Origin of the sequence: Bradyrhizobium sp. CCBAU 11434, assembly GCF_028128895.1 — a bacterium.
GTDB lineage: Bacteria > Pseudomonadota > Alphaproteobacteria > Rhizobiales > Xanthobacteraceae > Bradyrhizobium > Bradyrhizobium zhengyangense.
Genome location: NZ_LBJX01000011.1, coordinates 247,567 through 272,719 on the forward strand (window position 1 = coordinate 247,567; position 25,153 = coordinate 272,719).

Consider the following 25,153-nt stretch of genomic DNA (forward strand, 5'->3'; position numbering starts at 1 on the left):
ATGGGACGCATCATCTGCTGCGGTCTCGGCCCTGGCGATCCTGATCTGATGAGCGTGCGCGCCGATCGCACGGTGCGTGGCGCCAAGCACGTTGCCTATTTCCGCAAGAAGGGTCGGCCCGGGCAGGCGCGGCGCATTGTCGAGGGGATGCTGGCTGGCGACGTCACTGAATATCCCATGGAATACCCTGTCACGACCGAGATTGCCTTCGACAGCCCGGACTATGTCCAGCTTCTCGCCGGCTTCTACGACGAATGGGCGGAGCGCCTGGCGCGGCTTTCGCGTGCCGTCGACGTGGTCGTGCTCTGCGAGGGCGATCCCTATTTTTACGGCTCCTTCATGCACCTCCACACGCGCCTGCAGGGCCGCGTCGAGATCGAGGTGATTGCCGGCATTCCCGGCATGGTCGGCTGCTGGAATGGCGTCGGCCAGCCGATTGCCCTCGGCGACGACGTGACGACGGTGCTGATGGGCACGCTTCCTGAAGCCGAGCTCGAACGCCGCATGCGCGATTCCGATGCGGTTGTGATCATGAAGACCGGACGTAATCTTGCAAAAGTGCGGCGCGCGCTCGCGTCCGCCGGGCGGCTCAACGATGCCTGGCTGGTCGAGCGCGGCACCATGCCGGGCGAGCGCGTCGCGCGGCTTGCGGAGATCGACGCCGCTGAGTGTCCTTACTTCGCGATCGTATTGGTGCACGGCAAGGGCCGGCTTCCGGACGCCGCCGAATGACGGGCACGCTGACCATCGCGGGCCTCGGCCCGGGTAGCGAGGCGCTGGTGACGCCGGAGGTGTCCGCCGCGCTCGCTGCCGCGACCGATATCTTGGGTTACGCGCCCTATGTTGCGCGGGTGCCGGCGCGACCCGGGCTCACCCTGCATCCCTCCGACAATCGCGAGGAGCTCCAGCGTGCGGCTGAAGCATTAAGGCTCGCGGCCGAAGGCGGCCAGGTCGTTATCGTCTCCTCCGGCGACCCCGGCGTCTTCGCGATGGCCTCGGCCGTGTTCGAGGCGCTCGAACGGGCGCCGCACTATCAGGATCTGCCGATCCGCGTGCTGCCTGGCATCACCGCGATGCTGGCCGCCGCCGCGCGCGCCGGTGCGCCGCTGGGCCATGATTTCTGTGCGATCAATCTCTCCGATAATCTGAAGCCGTGGACGGTGATCGAGAAGCGGCTGCGGCTTGCCGCGGAAGCGGATTTTTCGATTGCGATGTATAATCCGCGCTCGGCGAGCCGGCCGGAAGGATTTGGCCGCGCGCTGGCCGTGTTGAAGGAGGCTGGTTGCGGCGAGCGCCTCGTGATCTTCGCGCGCGCGATCAGCGCTTCCGACGAGAAGATCGCGACCGTGACGCTGAATGACGCGACGCCTGAGATGGCCGATATGCGCACGCTGGTCATCGTCGGCAATTCCCAGACGCGGCGCGTCGGCCGCTGGGTCTATGCGCCGAGGCAGGTCCGATGACCGAGCCACTGCATCACCTCAGCGACGCTCTCCACCCGCAGCCGTTCAGGCAGCTTTGGTCGCGAGATCATGATCACGGGCAGGCCGAGGATGCGGGCCGCATCGATCTTGGCGCGGGCGCCGTCGCCGCCGGAATTGCGGGCGACGATCGAGGCGATGCCGCGCGTGCGCATCATCTCCAATTCGCCGTCAAGCGTGAACGGTCCGCGCGATACGATCACATCCGCGGCGAAGGGCAGGGGCGCTTCGGGCGGATCGACGAACCGCAGCGTGTAGGCGTGCTGTGGCTTCGTTGCGAACGGCGCGATGTGCTGACGGCCGATGGCGAGAAACACGTTGGCCGGCGCCTCGGGCAGCGCGGCGGCCGCTGCGTTGACATCGCCGACTTCAATCCAGATGTCGCCGGGTGCTTTCACCCAAGAAGCGCGCTCCAGCGCGATCAGCGGCGTACCGGTCTCCGCGCACGCGTCGATGGCATGACGGCTCATCTCGGCGGCAAAGGGATGCGTCGCGTCGATCACATGGGTGATGCGTTCGCTACGGATATAATCAGCAAGTCCGCTCACGCCGCCAAAGCCGCCGATGCGGGTCGGCAGCGGCTGATCGGCAGGCGCGCGCGTGCGCCCACCGTAGGAATACACCGCATCAATCCCTGCGCGCGCGATCTCCGCGGCGAGCAGGCTCGCATCGGCAATCCCGCCCAGAATAAGGGCGCGCATCATGGCTGATTCCTTGGCTGATCCCTGGCTGACCATCATCGGTATCGGCGAAGATGGCCTTGCCGGGCTGTCGGAAGCAAGCCGAAAGGCGCTTGCTGGCGCGGAAACCGTGTTCGGCGGTGAGCGCCATCTAGCGCTCGCGAATGCGGGGAGCCGTGGCCGCACCTGGCCAGTGCCATTTGATGCTGATGTCGTGCTCAGTTGCCGCGGCCGGCCGACTGCGGTGCTGGCTTCCGGCGATCCCTTCTGGTACGGCGCAGGTGCAGGCCTCGCCGAAAAACTCGGCGGCGGCGAGTGGATCGCACATCCCGCACCGTCGACCTTCTCGCTCGCCGCCGCGCGGCTGGGCTGGCGGCTCGAATCCGTCATCTGCCTCGGTCTTCATGCTGCGCCGTTCGAACGTCTTGTGCCGCATCTGGCGGACGGCGCTCGGATCATTTGTCTCGTGCGAGACGGCAAAGCTGCCGGCGATCTGGCGCGATGGCTGACGGAGCGCGGATGGGGTGTCTCGCCATTCTGGACTCTCGCCGCGCTTGGCGGACCCCATGAAAAAGTCGGCAAGTATCACGCGGAGACCTATACGCGTGCTTCCACTGTAAATCTGGTTGCTGTCGCCTTCGAGGCGAGGGGGGCGGACGGGCTGTCTCGCGGCTCAGGCCTCCCGGACGCTCTTTTTGCCCACGACGGTCAGATCACAAAACGGCCGGTGCGCGCCTTGGCGCTCTCAGTGCTCGGGCCGTGTCCTGGCAGGAGGTTGTGGGACATCGGTGCGGGTTCTGGATCAATCTCGGTGGAATGGGCATTGGGCGGCGGGTCTGCGATCGCTGTCGAGGCGCGCGAGGATCGTGCCGCCAACATCCGCAGCAATGCGGAAGCGTTCGGATTGGAACACAAGATCACGGTCATCGCAGGCACTGCGCCCGAAGCGCTCGCAACCTTGGACGCGCCGGATGCTGTTTTCATTGGTGGCGGTCTCGATCGCGCAATGTTCGATGCCGTCTGGTCGCGACTTGCGCCGGGGACACGGCTGGTTGCACATTCCGTGACGCTGGAGACGGAGGCATTGCTCGGCGAACTGCATCAACAGCATGGCGGCGAGCTGATGCGGGTCGAGATTGCGCATGCCGCTCCGCTCGGCCGTTACCGCGCGTGGGAGACGACGCGTCCGGTGGTGCAATGGAGTGCGGTCCGATGAAGGTCGCCGGGCTCGGATTCAAGAAGGAAGCGACGCTGGCCTCATTGCGCGAAGCGCTCGTGGCCGCAGGCGGCCCAGGCGGCCTGGCGGCCGTGGCGACCATCAGCGACAAGGCTGACGCGGAGGTGCTGAAACAGCTGGCGCACGAGTGTGGCGTTCCGATCAAGGCTGTGCCAGCCGACGTGCTGGCATCCATCGAAACGCCGACGCAATCGAAGCGGATCACCGAAACGTTCGGCACAGGATCGGTCGCCGAGGCAGCAGCTCTCGCGGCCGCCGGCGTCCGCGCGCGATTGATCGCGACGCGCGCGATCTCGCAGGATCGCACCGCGACCGCCGCGATCGCGGAAGGAGACGGCCCATGACGGTGCACTTCATCGGCGCCGGGCCGGGCGCAGCCGATCTTCTCACGCTGCGGGGGCGCGATCTGATCGCGTCCTGTCCGGTCTGCCTCTATGCGGGCTCGCTGGTGCCCGAGGGCGTGCTGGCGCATTGCCCGCCGGGTGCGCGTATCGTCAACACCGCGCCGCTGTCGCTCGACGAGATCATGGCCGAGATTGCCGCCGCCCATGCCGAGGGCAAGGATGTCGCACGGCTGCATTCCGGCGATCTCTCGATCTGGTCGGCGATGGGCGAGCAGCTTCGCCGTCTGCGCGCGCTCGGCATTCCGGTCACGGTCACGCCCGGCGTGCCGTCCTTCTCCGCGGCCGCCGCGGCGCTCGAAACCGAACTGACACTGCCCGGTCTTGCCCAGTCAGTCGTGCTGACGCGCACACCGGGCCGCGCCAGCGCAATGCCCGAGGGCGAGAAGCTCGCGGCCTTCGCCGCGACCGGCGCCGTGCTCGCCATTCACCTGTCGATTCATCTGCTCGACAAGGTCGTTGCCGAACTCACCCCGCATTATGGCGGGGATTGCCCGGTCGCGATCGTCTGGCGCGCGAGCTGGCCGGACCAGCGCATCGTCCGCGCCACACTGGCAACGCTCGATGCCATTGTAGCTGCCGAGATGGAACGCACCGCGCTGATCCTGGTCGGCAGGACACTTGGCACCGCGGATTTCGACGAGAGCCGGCTTTATGCTGCTGAATACGACCGGCGCTACCGGCCCGTCGGCGCTGAGCCGCGCTTTCCGGAGGCGTCGTGATGGCGGCCGGCCTTGTCATCTCCGCGCCGGCCTCCGGCGTCGGCAAGACCACGCTGACGCTGGCGCTCGCGCGCGCCTGGCGCCATCGCGGCTTGAACGTGCAGTGTTTCAAGAGCGGCCCAGATTATATCGATCCGGCCTTCCACGCAGCCGCCACAGGCCGTGCTTCGGTCAACGTCGATAGCTGGGCGATGGACCGCGCGACGATCGAACATTTGGTGAGCCGTGGCAGCGACGCCGACATCGTGCTCGCCGAGGGCTCGATGGGCCTGTTCGACGGCGTCGCCGCGCGCGGTGTCACCGGCACCGGCGCCACCGCTGATATCGCGGAGATGCTGGGCTGGCCGGTGGTGTTGGTGATCGATCCCTCCGGGCAGGCGCAGACGGCCGCGGCGATCGCCGCGGGTCTTCGCGATTATCGCGCCGGCGTGCGCCTTGCGGGCGTCGTGCTCAATCGCGTCGCCAGCCCGCGTCACGAAGACCTTGTGCGGCGCGCGCTCAACGAGGCCGGCATCGCCGTGTTCGGCGCGCTGCCGCGCCATGCGGAGATCAGCCTGCCGAAGCGGCATCTTGGCCTTGTGCAGGCCGAGGAGCAGGCGGAGATCGGCAAGCTGATCGACGAGGCCGCGCGCTTTGTCTCCGAGCATGTGGATCTCGATGCGGTGCTGCGGTCGGCGGCTTCCAGGTCGCCGCAAGGCGTAACGAATGGCCTGAACGTGATGCCGCCCGGCCAACGCATCGCGCTCGCCCGCGATGCCGCGTTCTCCTTCGTCTATCCGCACATGCTGGAAGCCTGGCGCGCGGCCGGCGCGGAGATATCGACCTTCTCGCCGCTGGCGGATGAAGAGCCCGACGCCAGCGCCGATGTGTGCTGGCTCCCCGGCGGCTATCCCGAGCTTCACGCCGGAAAGATCGCGGCGAACATGCGCTTCCGCAGCGGCCTGCGCGCCTTCGCCGAGACGCGGCCCGTGCACGGCGAATGCGGGGGGTATATGGTGCTCGGCACTGCTTTGACCGATGCCGAGGGTATCCGTCATGAGATGGCGGGCCTGCTCGGACTGGAGACGAGCTTTGCCAAGCGTCGCATGCATCTGGGCTATCGCCTTGCCGCGCTCGCGGCGCCGATGCCGGGGCATCAGGTTGGCGCGCGTTTGCGCGGCCATGAATTTCACTATTCGACGATCCTGGCCCAGCCAGACACGCCGCTGGCGGTCGTGCGCGATGCGACGGGTGCGGTCATCGCCGAGACCGGTTCGCGGCGCGGCCACGCCACCGGAACGTTCTTTCATCTGATCGCGGAGGACCGGTGAGCGGCTTTGTTTCCTTCGTCTCCGCCGGCCCCGGCGATCCTGAATTGCTCACGCTCAAGGGCGCTGCGCGGCTGCGCGAGGCGGATGTCGTGCTCTATGACGATCTTGTCTCCGGCGCGATCCTCGATTTGGTGCGACCCGGGGCCAACCTCGTCGCTGTCGGGAAGCGGGCAGGGCGGCCGTCGACGAAGCAGCATCATGTCAACCGCCTGCTGGTTGACTACGCAGCCACGGGCGTCCGCGTCGTGCGGCTGAAATCGGGCGATGCCGGCATCTTTGGTCGACTTGAGGAGGAGCTGGAGACGCTGCGCGAGGCCGGCGTCGGCTATGAGATCATTCCCGGCGTCACCTCGGCCTGCGTCGCCGCCGCGCAAGCTGGCATCCCGCTGACACGTCGTCACACCTCGCGCCGGGTGCAATTCATGACCGGTGCCGATGTCACCGGCGAGCTGCCCCCAAATCTGAACTGGACCGCGCTGGCCGATCCCGATGCGACGACCGTGGTCTATATGGGCCGGAGAACCTTTCCGGCGCTGGTCGCGAAGCTGATCGAGCATGGCCTCTCGCCGAGCACGCCGGCATTGTTCGCGGAATCTCTCGGCCGTGCCGATGAGCGTCTGGTCCGCACCACTATTGTCGAGCTGGCCGATCAGCTGAGCCGCGGCGGTGCGGCCTCCACGGCCGCGGTCATCATGTTCGGCGCGCTGGCGGAGGGCGCATCGTCATGATGAAGCTGTCTCTGATCGGCATCGGTTGCGGCGATCCCGCGCAGCTCACGCAGGCTGCGATTGGCGCGATCAACGCGGCAGATCTGGTCCTGATCCCGCGCAAGGGCGCCGCAAAATCCGATCTCGCCGATCTCAGGCGAACAATTTGCGCCGATGTGCTCACCAACGCCACCACGCGGATCGCCGAGTTCGATCTTCCTGTGCGTGACGCCAGCGAGGCTGACTACCGCAAGGGCGTGGACGATTGGCACGACGCGGTCGCCGCGAGCTGGTCGCAGACGATCGCCCATCATCTCGGCGGTGAGGGCAAGGCCGCGCTGCTGATCTGGGGCGATCCCTCGCTCTACGATTCGTCGCTGCGCATCGCGCGGCGGCTCAATCCGTTGCCAAACATCGAGGTCGTGCCGGGCATCACCTCGATCCAGGCGCTGTGCGCGGCGCATGCGCTGCCGCTCAACGATATCGGCGAGCCATTTCTGGTGACGACGGGGCGGCGCTTGCGCGAAGGCGGCTGGCCTCAAGGCGTCGATACCGTCGTTGTGATGCTCGACGGCGGCACGGCGTTTCAGTCGCTGGATCCTGAAGGCCTTCACATCTGGTGGGGTGCCTATCTCGGTATGACCGACCAGATCATTCTGTCCGGCACGCTGGCCGAAGTGGGCTCGCGCATCGTTGCCGCGCGGCAAGACGCGCGCGAGCGTCATGGCTGGATCATGGACAGCTACATTCTCAAGCGCAGGCCATAAGCGAGGCAGCATGCTCCCCGAATGGATCACCCAGAAATGCCCCGAGATCTCCGCTGATCATCGCGAGGCGGCCATCGCGCGGCAGGCGCAACTGACGAAACCGACCGGGGCGCTCGGCCGGCTCGAGCAGCTCGCGATCGAGCTTGCGGGCCTGCAGGCGAGCGAACGTCCGCGCGCGACGCGCGTGCCGATCATCATCTTCGCCGGCGATCACGGCATCGTCGCACAGGGCGTGTCGGCCTATCCGCAAGCCGTTACCATCGCGATGATGGCGAACTTTGCGTCCGGAGGTGCTGCAATCTCGGTGCTGGCGCGTGAGCTGGGCTCCAGCCTGGAAGTGGTCGACGCCGGCACGCTGGCCGAGGACGCGTTGCCGGGCATCGTCACCGACAAGCCGCGCCACGGCACGCGCGATTTCAGCGTTGAGCCTGCGCTCACGCCGGCGGAGCTGGCATTTGCCTTCGAGGCCGGCCAGCGCGCAGTAGCGCGGGCGAAGGCCAGTCAGCCCGATCTGCTGATCTTCGGTGAAATGGGCATCGGTAACACCACAACGTCTGCGGCGATGGCCGCAAGCCTGCTCGGCATCAGCGCCGAGGAGATCGCGGGCAGTGGTACCGGCGTCGATGCGGCGGGCCGCGCGCACAAGGTGCGCGTGATCGAGGCCGCGATCGCGCGTCATGGCGTGGCGGGCACCTCGCCCGAAAAGATCCTGTGTGCCGTCGGCGGCCTCGAGATCGCGGCCATTTCCGGCGCGATCATCGCGGCCGCGCAGGCGCGCATTCCCGTGCTGATCGACGGTTTCATCGTCTCGGTCGCAGCACTGGCAGCAGTGCGGCTCAACCCGTCGTGCCAGCCGTTCCTGCTGCCGTCGCATCAATCGGCGGAGCAGGGGCATCGGCTGGTGCTGCGCGCACTGAACGTGCAGCCCTTGATCAGCCTCGATCTCAGGCTTGGCGAGGGCTCGGGCGCCGCGATCGCGTTGCCGCTGGTGCGATCGGCCTGCGCGCTCCACAACGACATGGCAACGTTCGCGCAGGCCAATGTGCCGGACAGGCCTAGCTGACCCGCTGATTGACCGACACGACACGCCAGCCGGTCGCGAGCCGGTCGATCCTGGTCAGCGACAGCGGATCGATCACGAAGCGCAAGGCGGCTGGCGGCGTCAGGTCGAGCGCGATGCAGAGCGCGGCGCGGATGGTGCCGGAATGCACGACCAGCGCTGCCGAACCCGCGCCGATCCGCGCGAGACCCAGCCGGACGCGCGCGACCTGGTCCTCAAAACTCTCGCCACCGTGCGGCCGTCCGCGCGCTGGATCGCTCCAGAACCGCGCATAGGCCTCGCCACCGCTGCGAGCGAGCTCGTCATGCCGCCGGCCGGTCCAATCGCCAAAATCCTGCTCGCTGAATTCAGCCACCAGCTCGGGCGCGAGCCCCAGCGCGCGCGCCGTCTCGACCGTGCGTCGGGCCGGGCTCGCATAGCTCGCCGCATCGCGCGGCAGGCACAGACGCAGCGCCTCCAGCTGCGCGTGATCGCCGAGGTCGGCGGGCGCGTCATTGGCGTGGATGGTCCCTGCGATGCCGTCGACGGGGGCATGCCGTATCAGCCAGAGGAAGGTCTCGCCTTCCATGCAGATCTCCCGGGGAAATTGGCCGCTGCGGCAATATCGCCGCATCGGCACATTGACTCTGTCTTTGCCGTAATCCTAGATGCTCGCGACGGTTTCCCCGAAAGAGGATGAAAAGGGAATGCGGTGCGGGGACGTTGTCCCCAACGCCGCAGCTGCCCCCGCAACTGTAAGCGGTGAATCCTTCGTCACAAGCCACTGGGTCCTCGGTCCCGGGAAGGCGACGAAGCGGTCACGACCCGCGAGCCAGGAGACCTGCCGTCAGCCGTGGTCACACGCGAAGATGTCGGTCGGGGAGTACAGACATTCGGCTTCATCGGAGGGCTTATAGCCTGATGATGGGACCTTGGTTCGCGGTGACGTGCCACTGACGTCACACCGAGGTCCAGGACCGTGTCTTCCATCCGTATCGTACGACCGCGCCGCTTTCTGCTGGCGTCCGCCGCTCTCACATCTCTTGCCGCCGCCGATATGCCCGCTGCGCTCGCGCAGCAGGCCGGCCAATCTCTGCCACCGGTGGAGGTGTCGCCCCCGCAATCCCGCAAGCAGGCAAAACCGCCGGCGCGGGACGCGGCAAGCGGACGCCGCGCGACTGCGCGCAGGCCTGTCGCCGTAGCGGCGGTGGCAAAGCCAGTTGCGCCGAACGCTGCGGTGCCGACGCCGCTCAATAGCAACGCCGTTGCCGAGAGCGCTTCGCGCCTCGGCCTGACGGTGCGGCAGACGCCTGCGACCGTCGAGGTGATCTCCGCCGAGACCATGCGCGAGCAGGGCTACCGCACCGTCTCCGACGTTGCGCAAGGCGCGGTCGGCGTCACCGCCGGCGACAATCCTGCCGAGCCCTCGGCCTTCTCGATGCGCGGCTTCACCAACAGCCAGATCAACACGCTCTACAACGGCATCAAGATCGGCCCGCAGAACATGACTTCGCGGATCATGGACACGGCCAACCTTGAAGCCGTGGAGATTCTCAAAGGCCCGGCCTCTCTGATATCGGGCGAGGGTGCCGCCGGCGGCGCAATCAATTTCGTCACCAAGCAGCCGCACACGGGGCCGATCCGGAACGAAGCTGATTTCTCGTACGACTCGCTGAACTCGTTCCGCGCGCATTACGGCTCGGGCGGCAGCACCAATGTGCAGGGGCTGGACTATCGCTTCGACGTCAGCCGTTCCTCGCTCAACGGCTTTGCCGACGACACCAACACCAAGACGTTCGACGTCTCGGGCCAGCTCAATTACCGCATCTCCGACAGCCTCAAGGTCTGGGGCGCGATCGAGTATCGCGAGGACCGCGGCAAGGCCTATTGGGGCGCGCCGCTAGTACCCGTGGCCTTTAGCAGCTCGCATGCGACGGCAGGCATCGTCTCGGGCACTTATGTCTCGAACTTCAACGGAACCAATCTCGGCCCCGTTACGATCGATGATCGCACCTTAAATACCAATTACAACGTGCTCGACAACCGCAACGTGGCACAGGAAGTCTGGCTGCGCGGCGGCTTCGAGCTGAAGCTGGCACCCGACCTGACATTAGAGAGCCAGGCCTATGCTTACGGCGCGGAGCGATCGTGGTTCAACAATGAGGTCGAGGCGTTCAACGCCACGACGAATACAGTGGATCGCAGCCGTTTCTATGTCGCGCACAGCCAGCGCTTGGTCGGCAACATCACCGACCTGACCTGGGACTCGAACATTGCTGGCCTCGACAATCGTCTCGTCACGACGCTCTCGTCGAGCTATCTCGATTTTGTCCGGCCCGGTGCGGCCAATTTTCCTGGCGATTCCGTCGATCTCGTCGATCCTGATCGCGGCTTATACGGCCTGCTTACGACCAAAGAGCAGACTGCGCGTATCGACAACGAGGCCCTGTCGTTCGAGGACCGGCTGAAGCTGACACGGACTTTTGCGCTGATCGGCGGCCTGCGCGTCGAGCATATCGGGCTCGATCGCAACTCGACCGACGTCGTCGGTCTGGAGAACGCCGGCTTTCCGTTCTCGAAATCGTGGGCACCCGTCACGGGGCGCATCGGCTACACCTGGGAAGCGGTTCCGGGCCTGACGTTCTTCAGCCAGTACGCCACCGGCGCCGACATCTCGGCCAACAACATCTTCCTGCTGGGACCGACCCAACCGCTCGACCTCACCACCGCGCGCACCTATGAGACCGGCGTCAAGCATGTGCTCTGGGATAACAGGGCGGAGTGGTCATTCTCGGCCTACGATATCGTGCGCAAAAATGTCTATGCCGCAGCCGGCGGCCAGACGCTCAACATCGCGGGACGGCAGGACTCAAAGGGCGTCGAGCTCGCCGGATCGATCCGCCCGATCGAGCCTTTGCGTCTGTGGAGCAACATCGCCTATGTCGATGCGCGCTATGCCGACTATGATTTCGTCGGCAGCTCGTTCTCGGGCAACACGCCGCCGAACGTACCGCGCATTGTCGCCAATGCCGGCGCGTCCTGGCGGTTCCTCACGCCATGGCCGGTGGAGATCGGCATCACCGGTCGTCATGTTGGCGATCGCACCAACAGCGACGCCAACACCGTGACGATGAATGCGTACACGGTGGGAGACCTCTACGCCTTCGTCGATATTCCCAAGGCGGTCTTCAATGCCGTCGACCAGGCCCGCCTGACCTTCCGGGTGCGTAACTTCACCGACAAGCACTACGCGATCTGGGGCGACCCGTTCTATCCCGACCAGATCCTCTTGGGCGCACCGCGGACCTACGAGATCTCCGCTGCGTTCAAATGGTGAGGCCATAAACGCATGATGGCCGCGATTGTCCTCTTGCACCGCTGGCTTGGGATCGCGTTCTGCCTGATGTTCGCGATGTGGTTCGCGAGCGGCATGGTGATGCATTTCGTTCTGTTTCCGTCGTTGACGGAGGCGGAACGCTTTGCTGGGCTCGCGCCGGCAGAGCGCGGAGCGACCGTCATGGGTGTTGCCGATGCCGTGACCGCGAGCGGAATCACCGACGCCACGCGCGTTCGCTTGATCCAGCGCGGCGACGGGCCCGTCTATGTCGTGTCGGGATCCTCGCGCGTACGGGCGATCCATGCGTCGGACGGTGCTGACGCCTCGGTGGAATCTCCCGATGCCGCGCTCGCCATTGCGCAAGACCATGCCCGCCGACGCGGGCTCGATGCCGTACGCGCCACGATCGTTGCGCGCGCGGACTACGATCAATGGAGCGTCGCCAACGGCTTCGATCGCCACCGGCCGCTGTTCCGCATCGCTCTCGGCGATGCGGCCGGAACGGAGGTCTACGTGTCGTCGCGCACCGGTGAGGTCGTACTGGACACAACCCGCAGCGAGCGTGGTTGGAATTGGGTCGGCAGCGTCCTGCACTGGATCTATCCAACGGTTCTCAGGAGCAACTGGGCGCTGTGGGATCGCGTGATCTGGACGCTGTCGCTGTTGGCCTTGATCGCGGCAATGTTCGGCGCGGTGCTCGGTGCGATCAGGACCAGGATTCGCGGCGGCCTTATCTCGTCGCCTTACCGCGGCTGGCACGCTTTGCATCACATCATCGGCCTCGTTGCGACCGTCTTCGTGTTGACCTGGATTTTCAGCGGCTGGCTCTCCATGGATCACGGCCGGCTGTTCTCACGCGGGCAATTGACCGCGGCTGAGGCGAGCGTGACGAATGCGGTGCCGGACTGGCGCGCGGCTTCATCTTTCGATCAGCGGCCGCTATCGACGTCATCCCGTGAAGTCGAATGGTTCGCCTTCAATGGCAGCGCCTATCGGCGCGATCGGACAGACCTTGGCAGCCAGACCCTGATCAAAGCAGGCGAGCCAGCCCGCGATCGGCAGATGGCATTCCTGGAGGAGCAGGACGTCTCCAGCCTGACACCACGTTTGGCGGCCGGATGTGACGCGGCGTCCGTTCTTGCCGACAACGACGCCTATCCCGCCCGTCCCATCGTCCCCGGTGCGCCCGTCTATCGCTCCCGCTGCGGCGATCTCTGGTTCGACATCGATGGTGCCGATGGCAGCATCGTGCAGCGGCTCGATGCCTCGCGGCGGGCCTATCGCTGGGCCTACAGCGCGCTGCACACGCTCGATCTCCCCGTTCTCATGGCGCATCCGCGCCTGCGCGATGGCCTGATCGTCGGACTTTGCGCACTGGGCCTGGTGTTTTCCGTCACCGGCATCGCGATCGGCTGGCGGCGTTTGCGGGCGACATTTGCGACCAAAGCGGCATGACGCGCCATTAAGTGTTTCTGGTCACGGCGCGCGCCGACAGCGTAACGACGCACATCAGCGCGGCGAGCATCCAGAACGCCGCCGGCAATCCGACGGCATGGGCGACAAAACCGATGCCGGCAGGGCCAACCAGAACGCCGGCATAGCCGGCGGTGGTGATCGACGCCACCGCGAGCCCGGTGGGCATGGCCGTTTGCCGCGCCGCGCCGCGGAACAGCACCGGCACGAGGTTCGACGCGCCGAGGCCGATCAGCAGGAAGCCGGCGATGGCAACGGACGCGTTCTGTGCCAGCAGCAGCACGGCAAGGCCCGCGACCGCAAGCAGGCTTCCCCCGATCAGTGTCGCCCGATCGCCAATCCGTGCCACGACGGCATCGCCGCCAAGCCGGCCGGTGGTCATCGCGATCGAGAACACGATGTAGCCGATGCCGCCTCGCGCCTCGCTGACGAGGCCTGCGTCGATGACGAGCAGTGCGCCCCAGTCGAGCATTGCGCCTTCGATCAGGAAGGTGACGGCCGCGAGTAGCGCCAGCAACAGCACGATGCCGTGCGGCAGCACGAATAGCGGGCCTTCCTGCGCCTGAGCCCTTCGCAGGAGGCGCGGCCAGGTTGTCGCCATCGCGATCAGCATCAGCGCGGAACAGATCAGGGCGCTTCCGAGCGGCCCAAGATGCAGCGACAACAGCGCCGTCATCACCGCGGATCCGGCGAAGCCGCCAATGCTGAAGAGTGCATGGAAGCCCGACATCAAAGGCTCGCTCGCCGCGCGTTCGACCTCGACAGCATGAATGTTCATGGCGACATCGATCGAGCCGAGCGCACCACCGAACGCGAGCAGCGTCAGCGCCAATGCCACGGGCGTGCCGGCGACGACCAGCAGCGGCAAGATCAGGGCAAGGCCGATCCCGCCGGCGATGATGATCGGCTTGGTGCCGTAACGTGCGCTCAGGATACCGGTCGCGAGCATCGCGAGGACCGAGCCGATGCCGAGGCTGAGCAGCAGCAGGCCGAGGACGGCGTCGTCGACCGCGAGCCGCGCCTTCGCGAACGGGACCAGCGGCGCCCAGCACGCAAGGCCAAATCCGGCGACCAGGAACGAGAGGCGCGTGGCGAGCCGCGTCGCTGGCCGGTCGGCTGAGGTCATCGATGGACTCCGGGAGGGAAGCGCGCGGGTGAGGGGTGTGCTTAGATCATCAACGGGAAGCGAAGGCCAGAGTTCCGGCAGCGCGGTGAGTTGACGTTTTGTATCATTGTGATGTCGTTCCTTGCGCGGTCACCTGCTCGGTCAACCCCCGCACATCAGAACATTCCATTTTACCGAAGTTCGGATTTGTCGCATATATCGGCCGTCGCGCGAGCCGCGGATGGCGGTGATGGACCCTAGGGGCACAAATAAATGGAAGCTGCGCTGACCGCTGTGCATAGCTCGTAGGCATCCGACGATCGGATATCGCGATTCGAGCGCCTGCAAATTAGCCAAACGGTTCGTTTGCTCCGAGTGCAGCGCGGCGAAAGTCGCTATTCGCACGGAAAAATCCGTGGCGCGCTGCACGTTTCTCCCTACACTTGCGTGCTCATTCCGCGGGCAGTTCGGCCCGCCGTGATGGTCGCGAGCCGCACCTTCTAGGCGTGCATCATCATCTCCGCGCCCGAGGGTTTATTGTGGTGCGGCTGCAGGTGCCAAACGGGAAAGGCGGACGGCATGAAAGCTGCTTGGCTGGAAAAGCGTCGCTCGGCCACGTTATGCTGCGCGCCGACCCGCCATTGAAGCTGCGATCGTCAGCCTCGCCAAAAAAAGTCGTCAAGAAATCAGGATATCGCTGATGCGTCTCGTCACAGTTGCCGCCGCCCAGATGGGCCCGATTCAGAAGGCCGACAGCCGCGAGGCCGTGGTCAAGCGCATGATCGCGCTGATGGACGAGGCGAAAGCCAGGGGTGCTGATCTCATCGTCTATCCGGAACTGGCGCTGACGACATTCTTCCCGCGCTGGTATGTCGAGGACCGCGCGGCATTCGACAACTGGTTCGAGCGCGAGATGCCGAATGCGGCGACCAAGCCGCTGTTCGAGCGCGCGGCGCAGCACAGAATCGCGATGAATTTCGGCTATGCCGAGCTGACGCCCGATGGCCACCACTTCAACACGGCCGTTCTGACCGACAAATCCGGCAAGATCGTCGGCAAATATCGCAAGGTCCATTTGCCCGGTCATGTCGAATACGAGGCACATCGATCGCATCAGCATCTGGAGAAGCGCTATTTCGAGCCGGGCGATCTCGGCTTCAATGTCTGGCGCGAGCTCGGCGGCATCATTGGCATGGCGATTTGCAACGATCGCCGCTGGCCCGAGACCTATCGCGTCATGGGCTTGCAGGGCGTCGAGATGGTGCTGATCGGCTACAACACGCCGTCGGTGAATGCGGAGCGAGGCGAGGAGGGTGTCGAGAAGCGCCTGTTTCACAACCGCCTCTCCGTGCAGGCCGGCGCCTATCAGAACGCGACCTGGGTGGTTGCCGTCGCCAAGGCCGGCGTCGAGGACGGGCATGCGCTGTTCGGCGGCAGCCTGATCGTCGATCCCAATGGCGAGATCGTCGCTGAAGCAAAGACCGACGGTGACGAGGTTCTGGTCCATGCTTGCGACCTCGATGCCACCACCTTCGGCAAGACCACGATCTTCGATTTCGCCCGGCACCGCCGCATCGAGCATTACGGCCTGATCACCAGCCGGACCGGCGCGGTGCCGCCACCGGCGAAGTGACGCCACCGGTCTTCCCGCAAGCTGACGACCACGATGGAGTGCCCCGTGACAGAACCCACCTACGACCTCATCATCCGCGGCGGGCGCGTCGCCACCACGACCGACGTGTTCGAGGCCGACGTCGCCATCTCCGGCGGGGCCATCGCTGCGATGGGCCGCGGCTTGCCGCCAGCCAAGCGCGAGATCGATGCGCGGGGCAAGCTGGTGCTGCCGGGTGGCGTCGACAGCCACGCGCATATCGAGCAGCTCTCTGCGGCCGGAATCATGAATGCCGACACGTTTGAGAGCGCGACCGTATCGGCAGCCTTTGGCGGCACCACCACGGTGATTCCATTCGCGGCCCAGCACGTCGGGATGAAGCTGCCGCAGGTGGTGGAGGACTATCACGCGCTCGCCAGGAAGGGCGCCGTGATCGACTACGCCTTTCACATGATCATCGCGGACGCGACCAAGGAAACGGTCGAAGAGCACATTCCCGCGCTGGTGAAGCAGGGGCATGCGTCGATCAAGATCTTCATGACCTATGACCGGCTCAAGGTCGATGACGAGCCGCTGCTCGATATTCTCCTGGCGGCGCGCCAGTCCGGCGCGATGCTGTGTGCGCATGCGGAGAACCACGGCATCATCGCCTGGATGGTGAAGCGCCTGCTTGCACGCGGCTACACGATGCCGAAATACCATGCCGTCAGCCACGCCCGCGTGTCGGAAGCAGAAGCCTTCACGCGGCTGATCGGCATGGCGGCGCTGCTCGACCAGCCGATCATGATCTTCCATGTCTCGACCGCCGAGGGTGCCAAGGTGATCCGTGATGCGCGCGGGCAGGGGTTGAAGGTGTTTGCGGAGACCTGTCCGCAATATCTGTTCCTCACCGCTGGCGATCTCGACAAGCCCGGCGCGGAAGGCGCGAAGTGGATGTGCAGCCCGCCGCCGCGCACGCATGCCGACCAGGAAGCGCTGTGGCAGGCATTGTCGCTCGGCGATCTCCAGACCATTTCGTCGGATCACGCGCCGTATCGCTTTGACGAGACCGGCAAGCTGCGCGCCGGCCCCAATCCGAACTTCAAGCAGGTCGCCAATGGCCTGCCGGGACTCGAGCTGCGCTTGCCGCTGCTGTTCGACGCGATGGTCTCGAAAGGACGCCTGGGTCTCGAAAAATTCGTCGAGCTGACCGCGACGGCGCCCGCCAAGATCTACAATCTGCATCCGCGCAAAGGCTCGATCGCTGTCGGCGCCGATGCCGATATCGCGATCTGGGATCCCAATCGCGAGACCGTCATCGCCGACGAGATGATGCACGATCTCGCCGGCTACACGCCGTTCGCTGGACGCAAGCTGAAAGGCTGGCCGGTGTCGGTGCTGTCACGCGGCCGGCTGATCGTCGACGGCGGCAAATGCCTCGCCAGTGCGGGCAGTGGCCAATTCCTGGCGCGCAGCGGCGGCGAGGCGGCAAAGCCGACCGGCCGGCTCGTCGCGGACATGGATCCGGAGCGGAATTTCGGAGCCAGACTGCTGTGATCGCGCGCCCCGCGCGATGAAGATTGTTATCCGTGCAGCTGCGCAGCGACAGCCGGAAGTCGCCAATATCCTGCTAGCGAGGAACGGTTGCTGGCATACCATTTGCAAGCCAATGGGCTCTGTTTCACCTCGCTTTGGCCAATGAACGGCCGGCATCACGGCATGATTGGGAGGATTTTATGGATCGCAGGACCGTATTGAAGGGACTGGCCGGCGCGAGCGGTCTGGCGTTGACCGGTCGCCTCTCGGCTCCGGCGATCGCGCAAGGCGCCTCAGCCCGCACCCTGCGTTTCGTGCCGCAGGCCAATCTCGCCAATTTCGATCCCATCTGGGGCACCCAATATGTCGTGCGCAATGCGGCGGCCCTGGTCTGGGACACGCTCTACGGCGTCGATTCCTCGCTCGTACCACAACGCCAGATGGTCGAATCCGAGGAAGTGACCGACGACGGCATGACCTGGACGTTCAAGTTGCGTTCGGGCCTGAAATTCCATGACGGCGAGCCGGTGCTGAGCAAGGACGTCGTCGCGAGCCTCAATCGCTGGGCTGCGCGCGATCCCATGGGCCTGATGCTCAAGGCGATCCAGCAGGAGCTCACGGCCGTCGACGACCGCACCTTCAAATGGGTCCTGAAGCAACCCTTTCCGAAGATGCTCTATGCGCTTGCCAAGAACAATTCGCCTTGCGCCTTCATCATGCCGGAGCGCATCGCGCAGACCGATCCGTTCAAGCAGATCTCGGATTATGTCGGCTCCGGCCCGATGAAGTTCTTGACGGGCGAGTGGGTGCCGGGCGCGAAAGCGGTGTTCGAAAAATTCGCCGATTATGCGCCGCGGCAAGAGAAAGCGTCCTGGCTCGCGGGCGGCAAGCAGATCCTGGTCGATCGCGTCGAATGGGTGATCATGCCGGATCCGGCAACCGCAGCGGCGGCGTTGCAGAATGGCGAGATCGACTGGTGGGAAAACCCGATCGCCGATCTCGTTCCGGTGCTGAAGAAGAACAAGAACATCAATGTCGATATCGGCGACCCCCTCGGCAATATCGGCTCCTTCCGCATGAACTTCCTGTATCCGCCCTTCAACGACGTGCGCGCGCGGCGCGCCGTGCTGATGGCGATGAGCCAGGAAGACTACATGCGTGCGCTCGTTGGCGACGACGACTCGCTGTGGAAGCCGCTGCCCGGCTTCTTCACGCCAGGTACGCCGCTTTACACCGAAATGGGCGGTGACATCCTGAAGGGCAAGCGTGACCTTGATGCCGCCAAGAAGCTGCTTGCGGAGAGCGGCTATTCCGGTCAGCCGGTGACGTGTCTCGTCGCGCAGGACCAGCCGATCACCAAGGCGATGGGCGATGTGACGGCCGATCTTTTGAAGAAGCTCGGCATGAATGTCGACTTCGTGGCGACGGATTGGGGCACGGTCGGCTCGCGCCGCGCACAGAAGACGCCGCCGGGACAGGGCGGCTGGAACATGTTCCACACTTGGCATGCAGGCGCGGACTGCATCAATCCTGCGCCCTACACCGCCATTCGGGCCAATGGCGACAAGGCCTGGTTCGGCTGGCCGACCAGTGCCGGCACGGAGAAGGAGGTCACGTCCTGGTTCGAAGCCAAGAATCTCGACGAGGAGAAGGCCGCAATTGGCCGTCTTAACAAGGCGGCGATGGATGACGTCGTCTACGCGCCGACCGGTTTCTTCCTGAGCTACACCGCGTGGCGCAAGAACGTGTCCGGTGTCACCAAGGGGCCGCTGCCGTTCTTCTGGGGCGTGTCGAAGACCGCATGATCCTGCGCTGAGGCCAGATGCTCTCCTACATCCTCCGGCGCATCGTCGCCACCTTGCCGGTGATGGCGATTGTCGCACTGTTCGTGTTCGGCCTGCTTTACATCGCGCCGGGTGATCCGGCCGTGGTGATCGCGGGCGACCAGGCGAGCCCGGAGGATGTGGAGCGCATCCGCCAGAGCCTTGGCCTCGACCGGCCGTTCCTGATCCAGTTCGGAAGCTGGGTGTGGCGTCTTATGCACGGCGATCTCGGCACCTCGATCTTCACCAACCTGCCGGTGTCCACGATGATCGGGCAGCGTCTCGGACCGACACTGTCTTTGATGATGGTCACGCTGCTGCTCACGATCGTCGTCGCGGTGCCGCTAGGCGTCGTCGCGGCGTGGAAGGCCGGCAGCTTCATCGATCGGGCCATCATGGGCTTTGCCGTGTTCGGCTTCTCGCTGCCTGTCTTCGTCGTCGGCTACGTCCTCGCCTATGTCTTCGCGCTCCAGCTCGAATGGCTCCCCGTGCAGGGCTATACGCCGCTCAACCAGGGCTTCTGGCCCTGGCTGCAGAATTTGATCCTGCCGGCAATCGCACTCGGCTGCGTCTATATCGCGCTGGTCGCGCGCATCACCCGCGCCGCCATGCTCGAAGTATTGCAGCAGGACTATATCCGCACCGCCAAGGCGAAGGGCCTCGGGCAGGGTGGCATCCTGTTCATTCACGCGCTGAAGAACGCTGCGGTACCGATCGTCACCGTGATCGGCATCGGCATCGCGCTACTGATCGGTGGCGCGGTCGTGACCGAGAGCGTGTTCGCGATCCCAGGCCTCGGCCGCCTCACCATCGATGCGATCCTGCGGCGCGACTATCCGGTCATTCAGGGCATCGTGCTGCTGTTCAGCTTTGTCTACGTCCTTGTCAATCTGATGATCGACGTCACCTACACGCTCGTTGACCCGAGGATCCGCTATTGACCGACACGACCGTCAATCCGCAGGTGCTGCCGGCCGGCCTCGTGCTTGCTCCGCAATTGCCTGACATCCTCCGGCCGGTCACGATCCGCCGTGGCTTTATCGGGTTCTTGCGCAGCCATCCCACCGTCGCAATCGGCGGCGTGCTGCTGCTGATGCTCGTCCTGATCGCGGTTTTTGCGCCGTATCTGTGGACGGTCGACCCGACTGCGCTCGCGCCTGCCAAGCGCACGAGGGCGCCGTCGGCAGTCTTCTGGTTCGGCACCGACGCGCTGGGCCGCGATATCTATTCACGCGTGCTGTTCGGCGCACGGGTCTCGCTGACGGTCGGGCTGTCGGTCGCGATCTTCGCCTCCGCGGCCGGTCTTGCCATCGGCATGGTCTCGGGCTTCGTCCGCTGGGCCGACGGCATCTTGATGCGCTTCATGGACGGCTTGATGTCGATCCCGCCGATCCTGCTCGCGATCGCGCTGATGGCGCTGACGCGCGGCAGCGTCGGCAACGTCATCCTGGCAATCACCGTCGCCGAGATTCCGCGCGTCTCGCGCCTCGTCCGCAGCGTGGTGCTGTCACTGCGCGAGCAGCCTTATGTGGATGCTGCGGTCGCATGCGGCACGCGCGCGCCGATGATCATCCTGCGCCACATCCTGCCCAACACGGTCGCGCCGATGCTGGTGCAGGCGACCTATATCTGCGCCAGCGCCATGATCACCGAGGCGATCCTGTCCTTCATTGGCGCCGGCACGCCACCCACCATTCCGTCCTGGGGCAACATCATGGCCGAGGGGCGCGCACTATGGCAGGTCAAGCCCTACATCGTGTTCTTCCCGGCGGCGTTCCTGTCGATCACCGTGCTCGCCGTGAATCTGCTCGGCGATGGCCTTCGCGATGCGCTCGATCCGCGCATGGCCAAGCGTCTCTGACGGGGGCTGATCGCGATGGCGTTGTTAGAGGTCGAAAATCTCCAGACCCATTTCCGTACCCCCAGCGGCATCAACCGCGCGGTGGACGGTGTGTCCTTTCATGTCAATGAGGGCGAGACGCTCGCCATTGTCGGCGAGTCCGGCTGCGGCAAGTCGGTTACCTCGATGTCGCTGATGCGGCTGATCCCGGAGCCGCCGGGCAGGATCGCGGGCGCGATCCGCTTCGCCGGCAAGGATCTGCTGCGGATGTCCGACCGCGAGATGCGGGCCATCAGGGGCAACGACATCTCGATGATCTTCCAGGAGCCGATGACGAGCCTCAACCCGGTTCTGACCGTCGGCCGCCAGATCCGCGAGACGCTGATGATCCATCAGGGCCTGGATAAGCAGGCGGCAGAGACGCACGCGATCGAGATGCTGACGCTCGTCGGCATTCCCGAGCCGAAGCGGCGCGTCCGCGAATATCCGCACCAGCTCTCCGGCGGCATGCGCCAGCGCGTGATGATCGCGATTGCGCTCGCCTGCAATCCAAAGCTCCTGATCGCCGACGAGCCGACCACCGCGCTCGACGTCACCATCCAGGCGCAGATCCTCAAGCTGATGCTCGATCTGAAGCGTCGTGTCGGCGCCGCGATCATCCTGATCACCCACGATCTCGGCGTCGTTGCCGAGATCGCCGAGCGCGTCATGGTGATGTATGCCGGCCGCAAGGTCGAGGAGGCGCCGGTCGCCGAGCTGTTCCGCTCGCCGCGCCATCCCTATACGCAAGGATTGCTCGGCGCGGTGCCCAAGCTCGGTTCGTCGCTCGCCGGCACCACGACGCGGCTCGCTGAAATTCCAGGGCAAGTGCCCGATCTGCGCAAACCGATCGCCGGCTGCGTCTTCGCCGGCCGCTGTGCGCTGGCGACCGATCTGTGCCGGCAATACGCGCCGGGCCTCGAAGAGAAGGGCCCGGGCCATATCGCGGCCTGCCACTACGCAGCCAAGGGAGCCGTCGCGGCATGAGTGTCCCTCTGCTCCAGGTCAACGACCTCAAGAAACATTTTCCAGTCAACAAGGGCCTGTTCGGGCGACAAACCGAATTCGTTTATGCCGTGGACGGCGTGTCGTTCGAGATTGCGCGTGGCGAGACGCTGTCGCTGGTCGGCGAATCCGGCTGCGGCAAGTCGACGGTCGGCCGCGCGATCCTGCGGCTGTTCGATGTGACCTCGGGCCAGGTTGTCCTCGACGGTCAGCGTATCGACGACGCACATCCGAGCACGATGCGCCAGCTGCGGCAACGCATTCAGGTCGTCTTTCAGGATCCGTTCTCCAGCCTCAATCCGCGCATGCGGGTGCGCGACATTCTGGCCGAGCCGATCCGAAATTTCGGCCTCGCCAAATCGGCAACCGATCTCGAGACGCGCGTGACCGCGCTGATGGACACGGTGCGCCTGCCGCGCGAGGCGCTGAACCGCAGGCCGCACGAGTTCTCCGGTGGCCAGCGCCAGCGCATCGGCATCGCCCGGGCGCTCGCGGCTGAGCCCGAGCTGATCGTCTGCGACGAGGCTGTCTCTGCGCTCGACGTCTCGGTCAAGGCGCAGATCGTCAATTTGCTGCAGGATCTGCAGCGCGAGTTTGGCCTTGCATTGCTGTTCATCAGCCATGATCTCGCAATCGTCGAACACATGACCCACCGCGTCGCGGTGATGTATCTCGGCAAGATCGTCGAGATTGCGCCGCGCCGTGAGATCTTTGCAGCACCCCGACATCCCTATACCAAAGCGCTGCTCTCGGCGGTGCCGCTGCCGGAGCCCGGGGCCAAGCGCAGTCCCATCATTCTCGGCGGGGACGTGCCGAGCCCGATCAATCCTCCAAAAGGCTGCCGTTTCCATACGCGCTGCCCGTTTGTGTTCGATCGTTGCCGGACCGAAGAGCCGCAGCTTCGTTCAGAAGGCGAGCAATGGGTCGCCTGTCATCTGGATGCGCTGCCGGCGGGATAGGGCGCAGTCGTGATGCTGAACGCAGCCATAAAAAAGGGGCCGTCCTGTTGGGGGCAGGGCGGCCCCAAGAGGCTCGTAGGCCCGGGAGGAGGAGGGCGCGAGCCGGCGCAAGCGGCAGGGCACTTACGCGAAGAGCGGTATCGACGGTGTTGTCATGCAGCCGTGCTCACGATGTGGTCCTGATCCCATGACGGGCGTCGTCGTGGCATCGCTTCAACGTCAGGCCGGTGGTTCTTGCTGGCCGCACGCCAGCGCGCCGGGGTCTTGCCGCTGATGCGCTTGAAGACGGTCGAAAAGTGCGCCTGCGTGCTGAAGCCGACTGCCAGAGCGATCTCCGCCAACGGTCTCTCGGTCGTCGTCAACAGCGACTTCGCCTGTTCGATGCGATGATTGAGCAGATATTCACGCGGACGATATCCGGTCGCTGCACGGAACTGCGCGGCGAAATGCATCCTGGAAAGGCCCGCGACGCCGGCGAGCTCGGACAGGCTGATGCCGCGTTCGAAATGAGCGGCGATGTGTTGTTCGACGCGCCGCAGGCGCCATTTTGGCAAGGCATTGACCTTGGCGCGCGGCAATTCGGGCCGGGCCAGATGCATCGCCAGAATCTGGCCAATGCAATGCGCGAATTGATGTCCGGCAGCGTCGCCTTGCTCGGCGAGCGCTCTGGCCAGTCCCGCAGCGAGTGGATCGCGCAGCAGAATGAGGTCGTCGAGACCTTCGGCTGCGGCTACGGACCACCGCGTCGGGAAATGCTCGGCGGAGATGTGGAGGTGCAGGAAGGCGCAAGGCGACTGGAATTGTGCGCTCAGTTGCCGCGACGGCGCGCTGACAAATAGCGTGCCTGACGGCATGGTGCCGTCGAAGATGATCCGGCGGCCCCTGGTCAAGGTGGCCCGCGTCGTCTTCAGCGCAATGCCGACAAAATAGCGATCGGACGGCGTCGTCGCTGAATGCCAGGAGGTCTCGCGGGAATTCTCCCACCGCGAAATCGTGATGTCGTCTAGCTCGGTCTGCGCGCTGCAAGCGATCTGACGCCACTCGTTTTCCCGGGTGATCGCCTTGGCCGCGCGGGGCGCTTCGTGATTCCCCCGACCGGCCGGAAGATTGATCCGGGCGTGGGCCCTCTGCAATTCGGTCAGCATTGCCTGTTCCTTCTGAGCTGCGCGATCGTTCGCGAGGATCGGTGGAGACGCATCCTCGGCATGCTCACAGGATAGGCCTGGGCAGGCTCGGACGCCCGTTAGGGGTGATTAGGATCTGTTAGATTATGTGGGGGAGGATCGGATGCCGCGGCCAGTCGCAGCGACCTCAACTTAAGCCAATATGTCAGGGACTTATCGGTCACTCGAAGACGGCATCGAAGATCTCGACGTCGATCAGCACGGGTTTGGCAATCACGGCCGCGTCAGGCTGTCGCGTCAATGTGCGTCGGAGGGTTGGCACCACGATGCCGCAGAAATTCTCGTGGGCCCACGAATAGTGCGCGACACGCGCGCCCAGGAGATCGTGGTCGGCTCGTCGCTGCAAGGCGTTCTCGTCGAAATAGAAGATTTGCTCGGACGCAAGGTTGATGAGGCTCGACGGGAATTGCGCGCGAAGGCATCGCCACGTCTCGCTGTTCTCCTGCCAGGGCGGCAGCTCCTCCACCACGACGTCAGGACGGGCGAGGAGGAATGGTGTCGTGAGATAGGTCCAGATCTGGACGCCGCAGAAGAACACCAGATGCAGTTCGTCCGCCAGCGCATGCGTGCCGTTGGTCGGGAAGTCAAGGCTTGGGTTTCGCCAGGTTCGCAGCACCTGGCCATCCAGGCTCTCGATCGTGATCGCGTCCGCCTGAAAGGCGCCGGACTGCTCGCCGCCGGTGATTCCAGTGAAACGGACCGATTGTGTGCGCGTCGATCCTTCCGCGGTCACATCCTTGAATTCGCGGGCATGTCCGGCGTCGGAAAACAGGCTACCGCCGACCGACAGATGCAGAGTGAACCGGCTCAAGCTGTCCCAGCGGGCCAGTCCCCCGCAGGCGTCGATCGCATCATCAAGAAGTGCCATGTCTCACTGCATCCACCATGAATTGTCGTCACCATGGCGGGGCGCGGGC

23 protein-coding genes and 1 riboswitch are annotated in these 25,153 nt (G+C 65.1%); of the genes, 18 read left to right on the forward strand and 5 right to left on the reverse strand.

Annotation, left to right across the window (positions count from 1 at the left end):
* Together XI06_RS08645 and cobJ are read left to right on the forward strand one after the other, a co-directional pair.
* Positions 1 to 732, forward strand: coding sequence for a precorrin-2 C(20)-methyltransferase (locus XI06_RS08645; RefSeq protein ID WP_237859112.1), 732 nt, complete (start codon positions 1 to 3; stop codon positions 730 to 732).
* Positions 729 to 1,463 carry a precorrin-3B C(17)-methyltransferase gene (cobJ, locus tag XI06_RS08650; RefSeq protein ID WP_271605054.1) on the forward strand — a complete coding sequence of 245 codons (735 nt, stop codon included), beginning with the start codon at positions 729 to 731 and terminating at the stop codon, positions 1,461 to 1,463. The genes XI06_RS08645 and cobJ overlap by 4 nt, the downstream gene beginning before the upstream one ends.
* On the opposite strand, the gene XI06_RS08655 is transcribed toward cobJ, so the two are convergent.
* Entirely contained in the window at positions 1,439 to 2,185 is a 747-nt protein-coding gene (locus XI06_RS08655; RefSeq protein WP_237859110.1) for a cobalt-precorrin-6A reductase, read from the reverse strand. The two genes, cobJ and XI06_RS08655, sit on opposite strands and share 25 nt — an antisense overlap.
* A 10-nt stretch (positions 2,186 to 2,195) precedes the next feature.
* On the opposite strand from XI06_RS08655, the gene cbiE reads away from it, so the two are divergent.
* From cbiE to cobT, 7 genes are read left to right on the forward strand one after another with little or no spacing between them, the layout of a single operon-like run.
* The gene (cbiE, locus tag XI06_RS08660) at positions 2,196 to 3,377 is read left to right on the forward strand and encodes a precorrin-6y C5,15-methyltransferase (decarboxylating) subunit CbiE (RefSeq protein WP_271605442.1); all 1,182 of its coding nucleotides are present in this window, start codon (positions 2,196 to 2,198) and stop codon (positions 3,375 to 3,377) included.
* Positions 3,374 to 3,742 (forward strand): cobalamin biosynthesis protein, encoded by a 369-nt coding sequence (locus tag XI06_RS08665; protein ID WP_237859109.1) that lies wholly within the window; start codon positions 3,374 to 3,376, stop codon positions 3,740 to 3,742. The genes cbiE and XI06_RS08665 overlap by 4 nt, the downstream gene beginning before the upstream one ends.
* The gene (gene cobM / locus XI06_RS08670; RefSeq protein ID WP_237859108.1) at positions 3,739 to 4,521 is read left to right on the forward strand and encodes a precorrin-4 C(11)-methyltransferase; all 783 of its coding nucleotides are present in this window, start codon (positions 3,739 to 3,741) and stop codon (positions 4,519 to 4,521) included. Before XI06_RS08665 ends, cobM begins: the two co-directional genes overlap by 4 nt.
* Positions 4,521 to 5,831 (forward strand): cobyrinate a,c-diamide synthase, encoded by a 1,311-nt coding sequence (locus XI06_RS08675; protein WP_237889740.1) that lies wholly within the window; start codon positions 4,521 to 4,523, stop codon positions 5,829 to 5,831. Before cobM ends, XI06_RS08675 begins: the two co-directional genes overlap by 1 nt.
* Positions 5,828 to 6,559, forward strand: a complete 732-nt coding sequence (gene cobA, locus XI06_RS08680) for a uroporphyrinogen-III C-methyltransferase (protein ID WP_237859106.1) — start codon at positions 5,828 to 5,830, stop codon at positions 6,557 to 6,559. The genes XI06_RS08675 and cobA overlap by 4 nt, the downstream gene beginning before the upstream one ends.
* Entirely contained in the window at positions 6,556 to 7,305 is a 750-nt protein-coding gene (gene cobF, locus XI06_RS08685; protein ID WP_237869776.1) for a precorrin-6A synthase (deacetylating), read from the forward strand. The genes cobA and cobF overlap by 4 nt, the downstream gene beginning before the upstream one ends.
* A gap of 10 nt (positions 7,306 to 7,315) precedes the next feature.
* The gene (gene cobT, locus XI06_RS08690; protein WP_237859104.1) at positions 7,316 to 8,368 is read left to right on the forward strand and encodes a nicotinate-nucleotide--dimethylbenzimidazole phosphoribosyltransferase; all 1,053 of its coding nucleotides are present in this window, start codon (positions 7,316 to 7,318) and stop codon (positions 8,366 to 8,368) included.
* Here the strand turns inward: cobT and XI06_RS08695 are convergent.
* Entirely contained in the window at positions 8,361 to 8,933 is a 573-nt protein-coding gene (locus tag XI06_RS08695) for a histidine phosphatase family protein (protein ID WP_271605055.1), read from the reverse strand. The genes cobT and XI06_RS08695 overlap by 8 nt on opposite strands.
* A gap of 72 nt (positions 8,934 to 9,005) precedes the next feature.
* A riboswitch (cobalamin riboswitch) is annotated at positions 9,006 to 9,207 on the forward strand.
* 116 nt (positions 9,208 to 9,323) lie between these two features.
* On the opposite strand from XI06_RS08695, the gene XI06_RS08700 reads away from it, so the two are divergent.
* Both XI06_RS08700 and XI06_RS08705 read left to right on the forward strand, forming a co-directional pair.
* Positions 9,324 to 11,681 (forward strand): TonB-dependent receptor, encoded by a 2,358-nt coding sequence (locus XI06_RS08700; protein WP_271605056.1) that lies wholly within the window; start codon positions 9,324 to 9,326, stop codon positions 11,679 to 11,681.
* A 12-nt stretch (positions 11,682 to 11,693) separates the two neighbouring features.
* Positions 11,694 to 13,136: a PepSY domain-containing protein gene (locus tag XI06_RS08705; RefSeq protein WP_271605057.1), complete on the forward strand. Its 1,443-nt coding sequence runs from the start codon at positions 11,694 to 11,696 to the stop codon at positions 13,134 to 13,136.
* 7 nt (positions 13,137 to 13,143) lie between these two features.
* Here the strand turns inward: XI06_RS08705 and XI06_RS08710 are convergent, their stop codons facing one another.
* Entirely contained in the window at positions 13,144 to 14,280 is a 1,137-nt protein-coding gene (locus XI06_RS08710; RefSeq protein ID WP_271605058.1) for an MFS transporter, read from the reverse strand.
* A 679-nt stretch (positions 14,281 to 14,959) separates the two neighbouring features.
* Here XI06_RS08710 and XI06_RS08715 point away from each other — a divergent pair.
* The 7 genes from XI06_RS08715 (at position 14,960) to XI06_RS08745 (ending at position 23,052) form a co-directional block, all read left to right on the forward strand.
* Positions 14,960 to 15,892, forward strand: coding sequence for an N-carbamoyl-D-amino-acid hydrolase (locus XI06_RS08715; RefSeq protein WP_237869764.1), 933 nt, complete (start codon positions 14,960 to 14,962; stop codon positions 15,890 to 15,892).
* Positions 15,893 to 15,937: 45 nt separating this feature from the next.
* On the forward strand, positions 15,938 to 17,407 hold the full coding sequence (gene hydA / locus XI06_RS08720; RefSeq protein WP_271605059.1) for a dihydropyrimidinase: 1,470 nt from the start codon (positions 15,938 to 15,940) through the stop codon (positions 17,405 to 17,407).
* Positions 17,408 to 17,586: 179 nt separating this feature from the next.
* On the forward strand, positions 17,587 to 19,191 hold the full coding sequence (locus XI06_RS08725) for an ABC transporter substrate-binding protein (RefSeq protein ID WP_271605060.1): 1,605 nt from the start codon (positions 17,587 to 17,589) through the stop codon (positions 19,189 to 19,191).
* Between the two features lie 17 nt (positions 19,192 to 19,208).
* Positions 19,209 to 20,150 (forward strand): ABC transporter permease, encoded by a 942-nt coding sequence (locus tag XI06_RS08730; RefSeq protein ID WP_271605061.1) that lies wholly within the window; start codon positions 19,209 to 19,211, stop codon positions 20,148 to 20,150.
* Positions 20,147 to 21,070 (forward strand): ABC transporter permease, encoded by a 924-nt coding sequence (locus tag XI06_RS08735; RefSeq protein ID WP_271605062.1) that lies wholly within the window; start codon positions 20,147 to 20,149, stop codon positions 21,068 to 21,070. Before XI06_RS08730 ends, XI06_RS08735 begins: the two co-directional genes overlap by 4 nt.
* Before the next feature lie 15 nt (positions 21,071 to 21,085).
* Complete coding sequence (locus XI06_RS08740; protein ID WP_271605063.1) at positions 21,086 to 22,075, forward strand: ABC transporter ATP-binding protein; 990 nt, start codon at positions 21,086 to 21,088, stop codon at positions 22,073 to 22,075.
* Positions 22,072 to 23,052: an ABC transporter ATP-binding protein gene (locus XI06_RS08745; protein WP_271605064.1), complete on the forward strand. Its 981-nt coding sequence runs from the start codon at positions 22,072 to 22,074 to the stop codon at positions 23,050 to 23,052. Before XI06_RS08740 ends, XI06_RS08745 begins: the two co-directional genes overlap by 4 nt.
* A 152-nt stretch (positions 23,053 to 23,204) precedes the next feature.
* Here the strand turns inward: XI06_RS08745 and XI06_RS08750 are convergent, their stop codons facing one another.
* Positions 23,205 to 24,197 carry a helix-turn-helix domain-containing protein gene (locus XI06_RS08750; protein WP_271605065.1) on the reverse strand — a complete coding sequence of 331 codons (993 nt, stop codon included), beginning with the start codon at positions 24,195 to 24,197 and terminating at the stop codon, positions 23,205 to 23,207.
* Positions 24,198 to 24,396: 199 nt separating this feature from the next.
* The gene (locus XI06_RS08755; protein ID WP_237859085.1) at positions 24,397 to 25,104 is read right to left on the reverse strand and encodes a hypothetical protein; all 708 of its coding nucleotides are present in this window, start codon (positions 25,102 to 25,104) and stop codon (positions 24,397 to 24,399) included.
* Between the last annotated feature and the right edge of the window lie 49 nt (positions 25,105 to 25,153).